General features: G+C 58.2%; 17 protein-coding genes. 10 read left to right on the top strand and 7 right to left on the bottom strand.

The window, feature by feature from the left end; all coding sequences use genetic code 11:
- Positions 1–40: 40 nt before the first annotated feature.
- Positions 41–1,213, top strand: a complete 1,173-nt coding sequence (locus ACFSAG_RS13480) for an alkaline phosphatase D family protein (protein WP_374612832.1) — start codon at positions 41–43, stop codon at positions 1,211–1,213.
- Here ACFSAG_RS13480 and ACFSAG_RS13475 read toward each other — a convergent pair.
- The 4 genes from ACFSAG_RS13475 to ACFSAG_RS13460 all read right to left on the bottom strand — a co-directional run bounded on the left by ACFSAG_RS13475 (position 1,197) and on the right by ACFSAG_RS13460 (position 5,570).
- A complete protein-coding gene (locus ACFSAG_RS13475; protein ID WP_381515772.1) occupies positions 1,197–2,726 on the bottom strand; it encodes a PH domain-containing protein in 1,530 nt (509 codons plus the stop codon). The two genes, ACFSAG_RS13480 and ACFSAG_RS13475, sit on opposite strands and share 17 nt — an antisense overlap.
- Positions 2,723–3,190: a PH domain-containing protein gene (locus ACFSAG_RS13470; RefSeq protein ID WP_374612827.1), complete on the bottom strand. Its 468-nt coding sequence runs from the start codon at positions 3,188–3,190 to the stop codon at positions 2,723–2,725. The genes ACFSAG_RS13475 and ACFSAG_RS13470 overlap by 4 nt, the downstream gene beginning before the upstream one ends.
- Positions 3,191–3,256: 66 nt before the next feature.
- A complete protein-coding gene (locus tag ACFSAG_RS13465) occupies positions 3,257–4,255 on the bottom strand; it encodes an NAD(P)H-dependent flavin oxidoreductase (protein WP_374612825.1) in 999 nt (332 codons plus the stop codon).
- 58 nt (positions 4,256–4,313) lie between these two features.
- Complete coding sequence (locus ACFSAG_RS13460; RefSeq protein ID WP_381515769.1) at positions 4,314–5,570, bottom strand: aspartate kinase; 1,257 nt, start codon at positions 5,568–5,570, stop codon at positions 4,314–4,316.
- A gap of 68 nt (positions 5,571–5,638) precedes the next feature.
- On the opposite strand from ACFSAG_RS13460, the gene ubiG reads away from it, so the two are divergent.
- Entirely contained in the window at positions 5,639–6,394 is a 756-nt protein-coding gene (gene ubiG / locus ACFSAG_RS13455) for a bifunctional 2-polyprenyl-6-hydroxyphenol methylase/3-demethylubiquinol 3-O-methyltransferase UbiG (RefSeq protein ID WP_381515766.1), read from the top strand.
- Here ubiG and ACFSAG_RS13450 read toward each other — a convergent pair.
- Both ACFSAG_RS13450 and ACFSAG_RS13445 read right to left on the bottom strand, forming a co-directional pair.
- Positions 6,376–6,759, bottom strand: a complete 384-nt coding sequence (locus tag ACFSAG_RS13450; protein WP_381515763.1) for a DUF3224 domain-containing protein — start codon at positions 6,757–6,759, stop codon at positions 6,376–6,378. The two genes, ubiG and ACFSAG_RS13450, sit on opposite strands and share 19 nt — an antisense overlap.
- A 71-nt stretch (positions 6,760–6,830) precedes the next feature.
- Positions 6,831–8,336: a replicative DNA helicase gene (locus ACFSAG_RS13445; protein ID WP_374612817.1), complete on the bottom strand. Its 1,506-nt coding sequence runs from the start codon at positions 8,334–8,336 to the stop codon at positions 6,831–6,833.
- A gap of 121 nt (positions 8,337–8,457) precedes the next feature.
- Here ACFSAG_RS13445 and ACFSAG_RS13440 point away from each other — a divergent pair, with 121 nt between their 5' ends.
- The 8 genes from ACFSAG_RS13440 to ACFSAG_RS13405 all read left to right on the top strand — a co-directional run bounded on the left by ACFSAG_RS13440 (position 8,458) and on the right by ACFSAG_RS13405 (position 14,844).
- Entirely contained in the window at positions 8,458–8,940 is a 483-nt protein-coding gene (locus ACFSAG_RS13440) for a UPF0262 family protein (RefSeq protein WP_374612815.1), read from the top strand.
- 69 nt (positions 8,941–9,009) lie between these two features.
- Positions 9,010–9,654 carry a GH25 family lysozyme gene (locus tag ACFSAG_RS13435; RefSeq protein ID WP_381515756.1) on the top strand — a complete coding sequence of 215 codons (645 nt, stop codon included), beginning with the start codon at positions 9,010–9,012 and terminating at the stop codon, positions 9,652–9,654.
- On the top strand, positions 9,651–10,094 hold the full coding sequence (locus tag ACFSAG_RS13430; RefSeq protein WP_374612812.1) for a cytidine deaminase: 444 nt from the start codon (positions 9,651–9,653) through the stop codon (positions 10,092–10,094). Before ACFSAG_RS13435 ends, ACFSAG_RS13430 begins: the two co-directional genes overlap by 4 nt.
- 62 nt (positions 10,095–10,156) lie before the next feature.
- Positions 10,157–10,711, top strand: a complete 555-nt coding sequence (gene dcd, locus ACFSAG_RS13425) for a dCTP deaminase (RefSeq protein WP_115549989.1) — start codon at positions 10,157–10,159, stop codon at positions 10,709–10,711.
- An 82-nt stretch (positions 10,712–10,793) separates the two neighbouring features.
- Complete coding sequence (locus ACFSAG_RS13420; RefSeq protein ID WP_381515751.1) at positions 10,794–11,969, top strand: acyl-CoA dehydrogenase family protein; 1,176 nt, start codon at positions 10,794–10,796, stop codon at positions 11,967–11,969.
- A 74-nt stretch (positions 11,970–12,043) separates the two neighbouring features.
- A complete protein-coding gene (locus tag ACFSAG_RS13415) occupies positions 12,044–12,781 on the top strand; it encodes a hypothetical protein (protein WP_381515749.1) in 738 nt (245 codons plus the stop codon).
- Positions 12,782–12,868: 87 nt separating this feature from the next.
- A complete protein-coding gene (locus tag ACFSAG_RS13410) occupies positions 12,869–14,038 on the top strand; it encodes a saccharopine dehydrogenase family protein (RefSeq protein WP_381515746.1) in 1,170 nt (389 codons plus the stop codon).
- Between the two features lie 29 nt (positions 14,039–14,067).
- The gene (locus ACFSAG_RS13405; protein WP_381515744.1) at positions 14,068–14,844 is read left to right on the top strand and encodes a metallophosphoesterase family protein; all 777 of its coding nucleotides are present in this window, start codon (positions 14,068–14,070) and stop codon (positions 14,842–14,844) included.
- A 105-nt stretch (positions 14,845–14,949) separates the two neighbouring features.
- Here ACFSAG_RS13405 and ctrA read toward each other — a convergent pair whose 3' ends face one another.
- Positions 14,950–15,651, bottom strand: coding sequence for a response regulator transcription factor CtrA (gene ctrA, locus ACFSAG_RS13400; RefSeq protein ID WP_374612800.1), 702 nt, complete (start codon positions 15,649–15,651; stop codon positions 14,950–14,952).
- Between the last annotated feature and the right edge of the window lie 298 nt (positions 15,652–15,949).

Genomic DNA, 15,949 nt, shown 5'->3' with positions numbered 1-15,949 from the left:
ATTAGGCGGCACCGCTTGATCGGGCACGAATGAAGGAAGCATGATGCGGACAAAGAATTGGATATTGGCTTCAGCGGCAGCTTTGTTGGTCGCCGGCTGCTCCGGCGGGCCGGCGGGATCGCCTGCTACCGCATCGGCCAGCCCGCAAAGCGCGCAAGAGGCGCTGCGGCCCTATTATGCCGCGCTTCAATCGAAGCTGCCTGTCGCCGCACCCAATCCGGCTCTGGCAAGCGATACCGTGCTGACGCGCATAGCATTCGGATCGTGCCAGAATGAAAACCGGTCGATGGCATTTTGGGATGTGATTGCCGCCCAGAAACCGCAGGCTTTCCTTCTCATCGGCGACAATGTCTATGGCGATACCGGCTCGCCATGGAGCGCCGATATCCCGACGCTGGCGGCCAGCTATCGCAAGCTTTCGACCCGGCAGGAATGGGATCGTTTCCGCCGTTCCGTGCCGATGTTGACCAGTTGGGATGATCATGATTTCGGCGCCAATGATGCAGGCGGCAGCTTCGCGTTCAAGGAATATGCTGAAAAGGCCTATGAGACCTATTGGAACGCGTCGGACGAGGTGAAGTCGCGCCCTGGCGTGTATGAAAGCCGCATAGTCGGGCCTGAAGGCAAAAGGGTGCAGTTCATCCTGCTCGACACCCGTTTCTTCCGATCGGATCTGGTGCGCATGCCCTATCGCGATCCGGGCCCGGCATTGGGCTGGTACCTGCCCAACGAAGATCGCAAAGCCACCTTGCTGGGCGAGGCGCAATGGCAATGGCTGGCGGCTGAACTGTCCAAGCCAGCCGATTTGCGCATCATCATTTCATCGACACAGGTCATCACCAGCGCCCATAATTATGAAGGTTGGACCAACTTTCCGCGCGAGCGAGCCAAGCTTTATAGCCTTCTGGCTGAAAAGCGGGTCAACAACGCGCTAATCCTTTCGGGTGATCGTCATGCGGCTGGTTTCTATAAGACCGACGTGCCGGGATTAACGAAACCCTTGTGGGATTTCACATCGTCGTCGCTCAACTTTGCCTTTGGCAGAGGCGACAACAGCGAACGCGAACCCGATCCCGCACGCACCGGCGGCTTCTGGGCGATACCCAATTTCGGGCAAATCGACATTGATTGGGGCGCGAGGAAGGTGAAGCTTTCACTGCGCAAAGATGACGGCGGCGTCATCGAAGAGCAGACGATCAGCCCCTTCGATTGATTTCGGAAAAATCGACCGGTGCGACTGCATCCATGATGCGGTCGCGGACAGCGAGCGCGTCCTCCAAAGGCAGTGCCGCAAAGCGGAGTGAGCCGCCCGCTATACCGAAATGTAGCGTCGCGAGGCCAAACAAGCGGGCCAGCGGCCCTTGCGACACTTCGGCGCTTTGCACCTTCACTTGCGGGGCGATGCTGAACTGCTGGTTCCACCAGTTTTCGCGCAGGTAGATTTGGCTTTCATCGACGAGGTCGCCGTAATTGCGCCACTCAAGCCAAACCAACGGAACGAAAGCCAAGGGAATGATCAGCATCCAGCCTGCTTTCGAAAAAGGCGCATCTGCGAAGATAATGGTGGCGGCTGTTCCGATTGCCATTGCTATCCAAAGATAGACCAGACCCTGCCCCCACCACAGCAACGGCGCACGCCGGAACTGTGCTTCGGTTGAAGGAAGGGCTATTCCCGCCTCTGCCATGATCGGTGCGATTTCGTCCATTTGCGCCAACGGGGCGACAATATGGTGGCTCTCGTCCTTGCTCTCTTGCGCCAGGCTGACGAATTTCAATGCATGCCAACCGTTTATTTTGCGTATCGGGCCGGTTTCGATCTGCGCCGCCTGTACACGCGCAACGGGCATCACCACGTCGGTCAGCGTCGTCAGTCCGCGGCGGCGGCGGAACCCCTTGGCCGTGCGATCAAGTCGGAAGCCATATTCCTTGAGGAAAGTCCGCACGATTCCGGTCGCAAAACCTATGGCGGTAAGTGCCAGCAGTGCGATGATAGCACCCCCAATCTGCACGCTGCGGTCAATATGCGTGATGTCTACGCCATTATCCTCCGCTATGCCGATCCAGTTCTTGAAATCCCACCAGTCGAACGGAAGCAGGAAATCGAATTGCTGCGCTAAGCCGCCGAGGATCGCAAAAATCACAAGGCTGAACGAATAGAAGCCGAGGATCACAAGCCGTCTTGTATCCATCGCAAAAACGGGGGGCAGATCCGGTTCGGGCACGGCTCCAGCGCTGGCTTCGGGCGTTGCGACACCGGCCTTGCGTGCCCGTACTGTTTCGCGAAGCCGTTCGGCTTCGTCAAGCGAGACATAGCTGAGCTTGGCGTCCTCACCCTCGCCGCCGCCGGTTTCGAACTTGACTTCGCCGATGCCCAGCAGCCGTGCGAGCAGTTTCTGCTCCACGCTGACATCCTGGATACGGTCATAGGGTATTGAGCGCGCCGACCGGCTCAATATTCCGCGTTCGATGCGGATATCGTCGTCGCCAACATGATAATGTGTGCGCAGCCAAGCGAGCCAGCGGAAAAAAACGCTGATCAGCAGGACGGCGAGGATCACGAGCGGGATGAGTTCGGGGCGATCGCGACTGCCGGTGCCGAACACTGCGGCGACCATCGGGAAAATCAACTGTGGCAGGCCGGTGATAAGGCCGACGATAAGCCCGAGCGGGTGCAGCCGCTGGCCTTCAGCGACAGGATTATCTTCTGCTGGAAGCGGTTCGTTCAAGCCTGTGCCGCCTTGATATATTCGCGGATAGCCTCGCGCATTTCGACGGCGTCGGCATGGCGCAACCCGGGAAGGCTGACCGAGCTGTTGTGGTTGCCCGCCGTGTGCACGGTCAACGTTGCTAGGTCATAGCGCCGCATGATGGGGCCTTGGTGGACGTCGATATGCTGGATCCGCCCCAGCGGGACCACGGTGTCGCTAAAGAACAGATATCCGCGCACAATGCGAAGCCGGTCAGTTCCAAGCGTATAATGCCAGCGGGCGAACCGGCGCGACGGGACACGGAACACAGCCCAGACTGCCAAAAAGGCCGCCGGAATGATGAACAATCCGCTTGCGGTGAACTGCGCGGTTTCAAGTATGATCGCGCCGAAAAGCAATGGCACTGCCATCAAAGCGGCGCTGATGCGCATTACCGTTACATAAGCGGGATCAAGCGGCTTGAGCTGGTCTGGTTCATCCATGCGCAAGTTATGCGGATGCTGTGTTGCTTTGACAAGACAGTAATTCCGGCCCGTTTGGGCGGATGCTCAGCGCGCCAAGGCTTCCTCGGCTTCGCGCACCAGCTTTGCGATGATATCGACCACGGGGCGCTCTACATGCACCATGCCGACCGATTGCCCAGCCATCACCGAGCCATATTCGACATCGCCGTCGATCACTGCGCGGCGCAATGCACCTGCCCAATAATGTTCAATTTCAAGCTGGGCGGCTTCCATGTCGATTTCGCCGCGGTCGAGTTTGCCCGCGACCTCGATCTGCTTGCGCGTGAATTCCTCGGTGCCCTTGTTCTTCAGCGCGCGCACAGGGATCACCGGAAGGCGCGGGTCGATCTGGACGCTGGCCACCGCATCGCGGGCATTGGCGCGCAGGAAGGCCTGCTTGAAATTGGGATGCGCAATGCTTTCATGCGCGCACACGAAGCGCGTGCCGAGCTGGACGCCCGATGCCCCCATTTCGAGATAGCTTGCCATAAGGCCACCCCGCGCAATCCCGCCAGCCACGAAAATCGGCAATTGGTCGCACAGTTCGGGCAAAATTTCCTGCGCCAATACACTGGTGGAAACCGGGCCGATATGACCGCCTGCTTCGCTACCCTCGATAATCAGCGCATCGACGCCCGAACGCGCAAATTTCTTGGCGAGCGTCAGCGCTGGGGCAAAGCACATGACTTTGGCACCGGATTCCTTGATCGCTTCAATGCTGCCCTTGGGCGGCAATCCACCGGCGAGCACGATATGGCTCACCTGGTGTTTCGCACAGACCGCGATCAGGTCCATGATCTGCGGGTGCATGGTGATCAGGTTCACGCCAAATGGCTTGGCTGTAAGCGCCTTGGTCGCAGCGATTTCGGCATCGAGCAATTCGGGCGTCATCGCCCCGCACGCAATCACCCCGAACCCGCCCGCGTTCGAAATCGCGGAAACCAGGTTGCGCTCGGACACCCAAGACATGGCGCCGCCAAGGATGGAAACATCGCAACCGAGAAATTCGGTACCGCGATACATGAGGTGGGCGAGTTTCGACATGGCAATCTCCGTCCCCCTGCCTACGCAGGGGCGACGAATAATTCAAACGGAGAACGTATTAATCCGCATCAAGCCCATAAGCTGTATGCAGCACACGTACCGCAAGCTCAGTTTCGTCTTCGTCGATCAGCACCGAGACCTTGATTTCTGAGGTCGAGATCGCCTGGATGTTAATCTTGCGCTCGGCAAGCGCAGTGAACATCGTCGAGGCAACGCCGGCATGGCTTTTCATGCCGACGCCAACGACCGAAATTTTTGCAACCTTGGTGTCGGGGATCAGGCGGTTATAGCCGATGGCTTCGCGCTGGTTCTGCAACACATCGGTGGCGCGGGCGAGGTCCGCCTGCGGCACGGTGAAGGTCACATCGGTCTCGCCCTTGTCGCGGCCAACGTTCTGGATGATCATGTCGACATTGATGTTCGATTCCGCGAGCGGCGCGAAGATGTGGCTCACCGCACCCGGGCGGTCGGGCACGCGGGTCAAAGTGATCTTCGCCTCATTCTTGTCGGCGGCGATACCCGTGATCAGTTGGCGTTCCACTTGGGCGTTCTCCAATTCTTCGTCGGTCACGATCATCGTGCCGGGGATGGTGTCTGCGCTCGGCGCATTTTCGTCGATGAAGGAACTGAGCACCTGCACGCGCACGCCTTCCTTCATGGCAAGCCCGACCGAGCGGGTTTGCAGGACTTTCGAGCCGACCGAAGCCAGCTCGAGCATTTCTTCATAGGTGACCGCTTTCAGCTTACGAGCGCGGCTGACGATGCGCGGGTCGGTGGTGTAAACGCCATCGACGTCGGTATAGATGTCGCAGCGATCGGCCTTCACCGCAGCGGCCACGGCAACAGCAGATGTATCCGAACCACCACGACCCAGCGTCGTGATGCGGTTATCATCGGTCAACCCCTGGAAACCGGGGATGACGGCGATCGTTCCACCGGCCATCGACGCGAGCAATTCTTCGCTGTCGATCGTGCCGATGCGTGCCTTTGCATGGGCATTGTCGGTATGGATCGGCAATTGCCAGCCAAGCCAACTGCGTGCCTTGCAGCCCAAAGCTTGCAGCGTGATAGCAAGCAAACCGGACGTTACCTGTTCCCCACTTGCAACCACGACATCATATTCAGCCGGGTCATAGAGCGGGTTCGCCTCGCGGCAAAAATTGACGAGCCGATCGGTTTCGCCCGCCATTGCGGAAACAACCACCGCAACTTCGTCGCCACGTTCGGCTTGGCGCTTCACGATCTGCGCGACGCGGCGGATACGCTCCGTCCCCGCCATCGAGGTGCCGCCAAATTTCATTACGATCCGGGCCATGGAGTCCCCAAGGAATTTCGCCGCGATTAAGGCTTTGTTGCAAACGGGCGGCCTGATAGGGTCATGAAATGACAAAAGCAAGCGCTGCCCCCGCAAGAAAAGCTACTATCGACCCAAATGAAGCCGCACATTTCGGTGCGTTGGCCGCTGACTGGTGGGACCCGAAAGGGTCAAGCGCGATGCTGCACAAGCTGAACCCGGTGCGGCTGGGCTTTATCCGGCGGCAGATCGACCTGCATTTCGGGGCGGACGAGCAAGCGATGAAGCCGCTTGCAGGCAAGTTCGCACTCGATGTCGGCTGCGGCGCTGGGCTGCTCTGCGAACCACTGGCGCGGCTTGGCGCAAGCGTGACCGGTGTCGATGCTGCGGCTGAAAATATCGCGGCGGCAAAGTCGCATGCCGCCCAATCGGGCTTGCCTATCGATTATCGGGCGGGCGAACTGGCAGAGCAGCAATTGGGGGCGTTTGATCTCGTCACCTCGATGGAGGTTATCGAGCATGTGACTGACCCCAAGGCATTCGTCGGCGAACTGGCCGCCCGGCTGAAACCCGATGGCCTCATGATCCTGTCGACCCCCAACCGCACCGCTGCTTCGAAACTATTCCTTGTCGAGGCCGCCGAACGGCTGGGTCAGGTGCCGCGTGGCACGCATGATTGGGATAAATTCCTGACACCCGAAGAACTTGCACCGATGCTGGCGGATGCGGGGCTGGAAGTGATTGCGATAGAGGGTATCGCCTTTTCACCGCTGTCGGGTTTGCACCTCAGTTCGAACAAGGCGCTCAACTATATATTGGCGGCGCGTTACTCGGGCAGCGTATAATCGATCGAGTAGAAATGCTTGCCGTCGCGAATATCGATATCGAGATTTCCGGCGATACCTTTCAACTGGTCGGTTACGGAATCGGGAACGATTATCACCGATAAAGCCTGTCCATTGGCGGACATCGACCCGCGGTGCGCAAGTATGAAGCTGCCTTTGCGCCCTTTGAGCGATCCGGTGACCGTTTCAAGCGCAACATATACGCGCGCGCCATTGGCCTCATTACCGCCCGCCATCATCTGACCGACGCTGGTCGCCTCGAGATCGCCATGGAATTGTTTGTCGATCGACATGCGCATCGGCGCTTCATCGGCCGCTGAAACCGGCTTCAATGAAACTTCAAATTCCCCGGCGGCATGAAACATGAAGGGCTCCTTGATCGATTCCGCGGAAGCGGCAGTTGCCAACATCATGGCAAAAGCGGCGAGCAACCCCCTCATTCATATCCCTGATCGGCATAGCTGTCATCGGCCAGATCGCTGAAGCGGGTTATCTTCGCCTCGAACTTCATGCGCACCTTGCCGGTTGAGCCGTGACGCTGTTTGGCAACGATCAGCTCGGCGATGCCGAAGACGCGTTCCATTTCCTGCCGCCACTTTTCATATTCCTCGGTGGCCTTCACATCGTCGTCGCTGCCATGCTTGGGCTCGCGTGCGGCGACATAATAATCCTCGCGGAATACGAACCAGACCATGTCGGCGTCCTGCTCGATCGAGCCAGATTCACGCAGGTCCGAAAGCTGCGGGCGTTTGTCTTCACGTTGCTCGACTGCACGGCTAAGCTGCGAAAGCGCGATCACCGGTACCTGCAATTCCTTTGCCAGCGTTTTCAGGCCGCGCGAAATTTCGGAGATTTCGTTGACGCGGTTGTCGCTGCTGCGCGAGGAGCCCTGCAGTAGCTGCAGATAGTCGATGACGATCAGGCCGATGCCATGCTTGCGCTGCAGGCGCCGCGCGCGGGTGCGCAGGCCGGCGATGGTGAGCGCCGGGGTGTCATCGATATAGAGCGGCAGCGATTGCAGGTCGCGGCTGGCGCGTGACAATTCGCGGAAATCTTCGCGGCTGATCTTGCCCATGCGCAGCGCTTCGGAACTGATGCCCGACTGTTCGGCAAGGATACGCGTTGCAAGCTGGTCGGCCGACATTTCGAGGCTGAAAAAGGCGGTCTTTGCACCGACGCTTTTTTCCGGCGGGATTCCATCCTCTTCATCGCGCAGCCAGCGTTGTGCCGCGTTGAAGGCGATGTTGGTGGCGAGCGAGGTCTTGCCCATACCTGGACGACCAGCAAGGATGATAAGATCCGAATTATGAAGGCCGCCGCATTTGGCGTTGATGCTGTCGAGCCCGGTGGTGACGCCCGAAAGATGGCCGCCGCTGTTTAGCGCTTTTTCGACATTCTTGATCGCTTCGGTCGATGCGGCGAGGAAGCTCTTCATGCTTCCCGTTTCGCCTTCGCCTTCGGCAACCTTGTAAAGCTGCGCTTCGGCCTGTTCGATCTGGGCCTTGGGGTCGACGGCATCGCTGGTATCGAGTGCGCCTTCTACCAGTCCGCGCCCGACGCTCACCAATTCACGCAACAGCGCGAGGTCATAAATCTGCTGCGCGAAATCACGCGCACCGATCAGCCCCGCGCCATCCGCCGTCAGTTTGACGAGATAGCCGGGACCGCCCAGTTCCTTCATCGTCTCGTCATTTTCAAACAGCGGTTTCAATGTGACGGGCGTGACCAGCATGTTGCGGTCAATCAGCCGTAAAATCTGTTCAAAAATGCGGCCGTGCAACGGTTCAAAGAAATGTTCCGGGCGAAGCTTGATCGAAACATCCTCGATGATGCGGTTGTCGATCATCAACGCGCCAAGAAACGCTGCCTCTGCTTCCACATTGCGGGGCAGGCGCTGTTCTTCGCCATCATTCGATGCGGCAAGACGGATCAGTTCGGCCATAGGCATGCTATCGCTCAGGGTGGTGATAACCGCAATAGGGCGAGGGAAATAGAGTCGTTGAAACAATTGTGGACAACATTGAGGGCCTTGCCCGAAAATGCGCATCGGCTAGAGGAGGCGCATGGCCGACCCGCGCATCATTTCCGTCGAACTTGACGAAGCGACCATTTTGCGTCGCAACGCTGATATCGAACAGGAACGGCGGGTCGCAATTTTCGATCTGATCGAAGAAAATTATTTCAAGCCGCTGCGCGATATGGGCGATGGCTATGCGGGGCCCTATCGGCTGAAGCTGAGCGTAACCGAAGGCCGATTGGTACTCGATATCACCCGCGAAGACGGCAGCCCGCACGAGACGCTGATATTGGGGCTGGGGCGTTTCCAGCGGCCGGTTCGCGAATATTTCGCCATTTGCGACAGCTATTACCAAGCGATCCGCAAGGCGACTGCGGCGGAGATCGAAACCATCGACATGGCGCGGCGTGGTGTTCACAACAGCGCGGCAGAGTTGTTGATGGAGCGGCTTGAGGGCAAGATCGAGGTCGATTTTGCGACAGCACGGCGATTGTTTACGTTGATTTGCGTGCTTCACATCAAGCAATAGGCCATCAGGCATAGTTCGGGGACAGGGATGGCCAGCGGAAATTTCAGGCTTTGGCGTTACGCCGCAATAATGCTTGCATTGTTGCTGGGCGCATTTTTGCTGTGGCGTGCGATTACGGGCTGGGCCCCGTCTCGCGACGATTATCCGGTGCAAGGAATCGTCGTGGATGCATCGCATGGGAAGCTTGATTGGGCGATGCTTTCGGCAACGGGCGTCGATTTCGCTTATGTGGCGGCGACTGAAGGATCAAAGGATCGCGACCCGAGCTTTGCCGCCAATATTGCTTCGGCGCGAGAAGCTGGGGTGCGGTATGGGCCGCTCCATCGCTATGATCTGTGCCGACTTGCGAGCGACCAGGCGACGCTTTTCATCACCACGGTTCCCCGCAGCGACACGTCTTTGCCCGCCGCGGTGGATTTCGGTTTCTCCGAAAAATGCACCAGCAAACCTGATCGCGCACTTGTGCTTTCGGAGGTGGCGACATTCCTTTCCCAGATCGAAGCGCATCTGGGCAGGCCCGCGATACTCAAGGTCAGCCAGGATTTTGAGGAGCATTACCGGCTGAGCACATCGATCGACCGCACGGTCTGGCTGGAAAAGACATGGCTGCTGCCCGAATATGCTACCCGTCCCTGGGTGATGTGGACAGCCAACCCGCAGCGCCGTATCGATGGAGTCGATGAACCAGTGCAATGGGTGGTCGTGCGCGAATGAACGAGACGAATGAGAAACTGGTCCGAGCGGCCATCGATGCCACGCATCGCGCCTATGCGCCCTATTCGAAATTCCATGTCGGTGCGGCGTTGCTCCTCGACGATGGGCAGATCATTACCGGTTCAAACTTCGAAAATGCCAGTTATGGCATGACGTTGTGTGCCGAAACGGTGGCCATCGCCAAAGCCAATAGCGACGGGCAGATGCGCAAGATCGTTGCTATAGCTGTTGCGGGAGGCCCACGCTCGAGCGAAGGGGGTGCGGTGATCGGCGCCGAACCCATTACCCCGTGCGGCCGTTGCCGTCAGGTCATCAAGGAAGTGGCAGACGAGGTGGAAATCGACCTTCCGGTGCACTGCGCGCATGCCAGTGGCTATGAAACGCACCTGCTGTCTGAATTGCTGCCGCACGGATTTGGACCTGCGAACCTGAAAAGCTGATTCCGCCCCTTGCGCTCCCCCGCTGAAACGGCAAAAGCGGTTGCCGATAACGGGGAGTCATCATGGCAATTCTTTCGGACAAGTGGATCAGGCAGCAAGCACTCGAAAACGGCATGATCGAGCCGTTCGTCGAGGCGCAGCGCCGCGACGGTTGCATCAGCTATGGCCTTTCCTCTTACGGTTATGACGCGCGCGTCGCGCCCGAGTTCAAGATTTTCACCAATGTCGATTCGAGCGTTGTGGATCCGAAAGAGTTTGATCCCAAAAGCTTTGTCGACCGCGAAACCGATGTCTGCATCATCCCGCCCAACAGCTTCGCGCTTGCCCGCACTGTCGAATATTTCCGCGTGCCGCGCGATGTGCTCGTCATCTGTCTCGGCAAATCGACCTACGCCCGTTGCGGCATCATTGTGAACGTCACGCCGCTCGAACCCGGCTGGGAAGGGCATGTCACGCTCGAATTTTCGAACACCACCCCGCTGCCCGCGAAAATATATGCCAATGAAGGCGCGTGCCAGTTTCTCTTCCTGCAAGGCAATGAGCCGTGCGAGACGAGCTATGCCGACCGCGCAGGCAAATATATGGGGCAGAAGGGCGTGACACTGCCGCGCCTGTAATCTGCTGACACCTCATTGCTGGCTTGCTCAATTTAATCGAGCGATTAAGCATGGGGCAAATGCAGATGCAGGAGAGGCCCAGATGACATCACCCCTTTTCGACCAGTGGCGTGCGCGATCACCCTATTATGACGAAAGCCATGAGGCGGTGTGCGATACCGTCCGCAGGTTCGTGGAGCGCGAAATTCTGCCCAATGTTGATGCATGGGAAGCCGCGGGCGAACTGCCGCGCAGCTTGCACAAAAAGGCTGCTGAGGCGGGCATATTAGGCCTTGGCTATCCGGCCGAGTTTGGCGGCACGGGAAGCAACGGTTTCGATATCTTCCACTCGCTCGTGCAGAGCGAGGAAATGTGTCGCCCCGGTGCCGGTGGCATTCCCGCTTCGCTGATGACCCATGGTATCGGCCTGCCGCCGATCTTGGCCATGGGTAGCGAAGAAATGAAGCAACGCATCGCCCCGGCCGTGCTGGCAGGCGAAAAGATTATCTCGCTGGGCATCACTGAACCGTCGGGAGGTTCGGATGTCGCCAATTTGAAAACCAAGGCCGAACGCAAGGGCGCATCTTACATCGTCAATGGCAGCAAGACCTATATTACCAGCGGCATGCGCGCCGATTATGTGACGACCGCCGTGCGCACCGGTGGACCCGGCATGGGCGGCGTCTCACTGCTTCTTATCGAAACCGACCGGCCTGGCTTCAGCCGCACCCCGCTTGCGAAAATGGGCTGGCACGCCTCCGACACTGCCACGCTGCATTTCGACAATGTCGAGGTGCCTGCCGAAAACCTGATCGGGCCTGAAAATGGCGGCTTCATGGGCATCATGCGCAATTTCAACGGCGAGCGATTGGGGATGGCGCAACAGGCCGCAGCCTATGCCCGCGTCTGTTTCGAAGATGCGCTCGATTGGGCGCAACAGCGCGAGGTGTTTGGCAAGCCGCTGATCCGCAATCAGGCGATCCGGCACAAGCTCGCCGACATGCTTCGCCAGATCAACTCGACGCAGGCATGGATCGACCAGTGCGCGTGGAGCGTGCGTGAAGGCAAGGCCTTCCCCGGCGATTTCGCGCTGCTGAAGGTCCAGGCAACGCGCACGATGGAATTTTGCGCGCGCGAGGCGTGCCAGATTCTCGGCGGTGCCAGTTTCATGCGTGGCTGTCGTGTCGAGCGCATCTACCGCGAAGTCCGCGTGATGGCGATCGGCGGCGGATCGGAAGAGATCATGTTCGATCTCGCGAGCCGACAATATGCATTTTAACATGTAAAAATTATTCATTGCACATTCAGTTCTAGAGTGACACTCTATTCCTATTGAAGGGGAGGAGAGACTCCATGAACAGGAAACTGAATGCGCTATTGGCGCTAACCATTGTTGCCGCACCGCTGGCTGCCTATGCGGCCGATGAAACGCAATTTGGCGTTACTGTCGGTAGCGTGGCGATTACCAAGAATATCCCGTCAGCATCTTTAGGCCTCAAGAATATGGCGGCATCAAAAATCGCCGCAAAACGCGACCTGGTTGTTACCGGCACAAATCCGCGCTTCACTGTCACTGGGCAGGCCTTTTGCAAGCAAGGGGCGCGGTTGACGGCGGTGCAGGCGATTATTGGCAGGGCGATCATCAACCAGACCGAACTGATAGCAATGGCACCCTATGGCAAATCGGCAAAGGACAGCAGCGTTGCCGGACGCAATGCCGCCGACGTCGAATTGCAGGTGGAACTGAAGGTCACGCGCCGCGCGGGTGATGCGCTGGTCGATTTTACCTTCAATCCGGCACGCGAATATGAGCGCAAGCTGACGACCTATGTCGCCAAAGGGAACACTGCTGCGGAATATCTGCGTGAAACGCAGGCCTATGACATGGATGTGACTGTAAACCTGGTTGCCTGGTGCAAAATGGATGCGAACGCGAATTCGGTGCTGGCGGGCAAGACCTATCCGGGTGTGGCCTCGCGCAAAGTGCCGGTAACCATCCTCTACAATGGCGATCCGGCGATCGTCGATGGGCCGGCTCCGCGGGGGAAAGTTACCACGAGAGAGGCGGAAGGTGCACCGCCCGTCAAATGAATAGCGCAGGAAGGCATCGAAACCGTTTTTTGACATTCGCCTGCCTTCCGCGCATCACTCTCTTCAAAGCAGAATCAGGAGAGAGTGATGCCCAAGGAAGCACGTGAATTTGATGTCATCGTCTATGGTGCCACGGGTTATACCGGTCGGCTGGTTGCCGAATATTTGAAAGACAAGACAGGCCTTAAATGGGCAATGGCTGGTCGTTCACTGACCAAGTTGCAGGAAGTGCGTGACCTGATTGGGGCGTCGGCCGATACCCCGCTGGTGGTTGCGGACGCTAACGATCCGGCCTCGCTGGAAGTAATGGCCAAGCGCACCAAGGTGGTGCTGACCACAGTCGGCCCTTATCAGCTTTACGGTGAACCGCTGGTGAAAGCGTGCGTCGAGGCGGGGACTGACTATACTGACCTGTGCGGTGAGCCGGTGTGGATGCGCCAGATGATCGACAAATATCATGACGCAGCCATGGCCAGTGGCGCGCGCATCACCTTCTCGTCAGGCTTTGATTCGATCCCCTTCGATCTCGGCGTGCTGATGCTGCAAAAGCATGCGACCGAGAAATTCGGTTCGCCTGCACCGCGCGTCAAAGGCCGTGTCCGTGCTATGCAGGGCGGCTTTTCTGGCGGTACCGCTGCCAGCCTGAAAGAAACCTTGAAAACGCTGGCCAAGCACCCGTCGCTGACGCCTTATATGCTAAGCCCGTTCGGACTTACGCCAGGCTTTGAAGGGCCCAACCAGCCGACAGGCATGATCCCCGAATATGATGACAGCCTCGACAGCTGGGCTGCACCGTTCATCATGGCGGCGATCAATACCAAGAATGTCCACCGCACCAACTTCCTGCTCGGGCACCCCTGGGGCGCCGACTTGCGCTATGATGAGATGGTCCTCACCAGCCCCGGCGACATGGGCAAAAAGGCTGCGGAAGCGCTCGCTACTGCGCTCAAGGCACCATTTGGCGGTGACGGGGGCCCGAAGCCCGGCGAAGGCCCGACCAAGGAAGAGCGGGAAAACGGCTTTTACGATGTTCTGTTCGTCGGCGAATATCCCGATGGCAAGCGCGCGCTTTACTCAGTGAAGGGCGACAAGGACCCTGGCTATGGCTCGACCTCAAAGATGATTGCCGAAACCGCGCTCTGCCTTGCCGAAACCGATGGTGAGGGCGGCGTGACCACCCCCGGCGCGGCGCTGGGCGAAAAGCTGGTTGCGCGCCTGCAAGCCCATGCCGGGCTGACGTTCGCCGAAGAAGGCTAGGGCTTCCCCTTACGCATGGGCGTGCCTATATGGCGCGCACCATGCTGGGCCGCCTGTTCCGTAAAGCTGCACCTTCACGTCCGCTCGATACCGCGCGCGTGCCCGATGGTGTGCGCGTCTATGCGATCGGTGATATCCATGGTCGCAACGACTTGCTGCAAGACTTGCTCGCGAAGATCGATGCCGACGATAAGGCCCGTGGTGGTGCCGATACACAGATCATTTTCTTGGGCGATCTTGTCGACCGCGGACCCGATAGCGCGGGGGTGATCGAAACGGCTATGGCGCTCAAAGGGCAGGGGCGCAAAGTGCGCTATCTGATGGGCAATCATGAGGAGGTGTTCGTCAAGGCGTGCCGTGATCGTGATACCAAGACGTTGCGTTTCTTCCTCAGAATCGGCGGCGATGCAACGCTGCAAAGCTATTCTATTACGCGCGCCGAATATATCGAACTCGACATCGAACAACTCGCCGAACGGCTGGAAACGCTGGTCCCTGAACAGCATCTCGAATTTCTCGAGAGCTTTGAGGATATGATTGTCGTCGGCGATTATGCCTTTGTCCATGCCGGCATCCGCCCCGGCGTGCCGCTTTCAGAACAGCGCAAGAGCGACCTTCGCTGGATACGCGACGAATTTGTCGGCCAGCGCGGGGACCTCGAAAAGGTCATCGTCTACGGCCACACCATCTATGACGACATCGACGAACGCGGTTCGCGGATCGGGATCGACACTGGCGCCTATGCCAGCGGAAAGCTAACAGCGATCGGGCTTGAGGGTTCAGATCGCTGGTATTTGCAGACCTAGTTTGACGTTTCAGCGCGGCTGGTCTGGTAAACTAACACAGAAAAAGGGCGGTGCCTCTCAACACCGCCCCCTCTCAAACTACTGCCAGGGTAATTTCGGCTGTGATCAGGCGACCAACGGCTGATCCATGTCTTCCAGGTCGCGCAGCACATAGCCGCGACCCCAGACGGTTTCGATATAGTTTTCGCCGCCGCAGGCCAGCGCGAGTTTCTTGCGCAGCTTGCAGATGAAAACGTCGATAATCTTGAGTTCGGGTTCGTCCATGCCGCCATAAAGGTGGTTCAGGAACATTTCCTTGGTCAGCGTGGTGCCCTTGCGCAGCGAAAGCAGCTCAAGCATCGCATATTCCTTGCCAGTCAGGTGCACGCGGGCGCCATCGACTTCGACCGTCTTGGCATCAAGGTTGACCGAAAGCTTGCCGGTGCGGATAACCGACTGGCTGTGGCCCTTCGAACGGCGCACAACGGCATGGATGCGGGCGACCAGTTCTTCGCGATGGAACGGCTTGGTGACATAATCGTCGGCGCCAAAGCCGAACGAGCGCACCTTGCTGTCCATTTCCGAAATGCCCGAAAGGATGAGGACCGGCGTCTGCACCTTGGCGACGCGCAGTTTCTTCAATACATCATAACCATGCATATCGGGCAGGTTGAGGTCGAGAAGGATGATATCGTAATCGTAAAGCTTACCCAGATCGAGGCCTTCCTCACCCAGGTCGGTCGAATAGACGTTAAAGCCCTCGGTCGCGAGCATCATTTCGATGGCTTTCGCGGTAGTCGGTTCGTCTTCAATCAGCAACACGCGCATGCGGCTGGCCCCTCTTTGCTTTTGCAACCCCCGATAGCTTTGCCGCCCGAAGCGGCGACACAGCCATCGACAGTTATTAACCATAAGGGAGATGAACTGAAAAGGTTAATTTCGCGTTAACGCGCAGGAATCCACGAGTCGCGGGGAGTCGGATCGGGCAAAAGTGACTCAAATCCTAGGGTTTTGGAGTCACGAAGCGGCGAAGAAAAATTTTTGCTTGGGGGTGTAAAATAACCTGAAAGTTGGTTCAAATTGCTGTTTGCCAACCCTGAAGAGCGTTGCTAGCCTTAATTCACAG

The organism is Sphingorhabdus buctiana (assembly GCF_042680825.1).
Lineage (GTDB): Bacteria > Pseudomonadota > Alphaproteobacteria > Sphingomonadales > Sphingomonadaceae > Sphingorhabdus_B > Sphingorhabdus_B buctiana.
The sequence above is the reverse complement of the archived record's forward strand: the minus strand, read 5'-3'. Positions and strand labels throughout refer to the sequence as shown.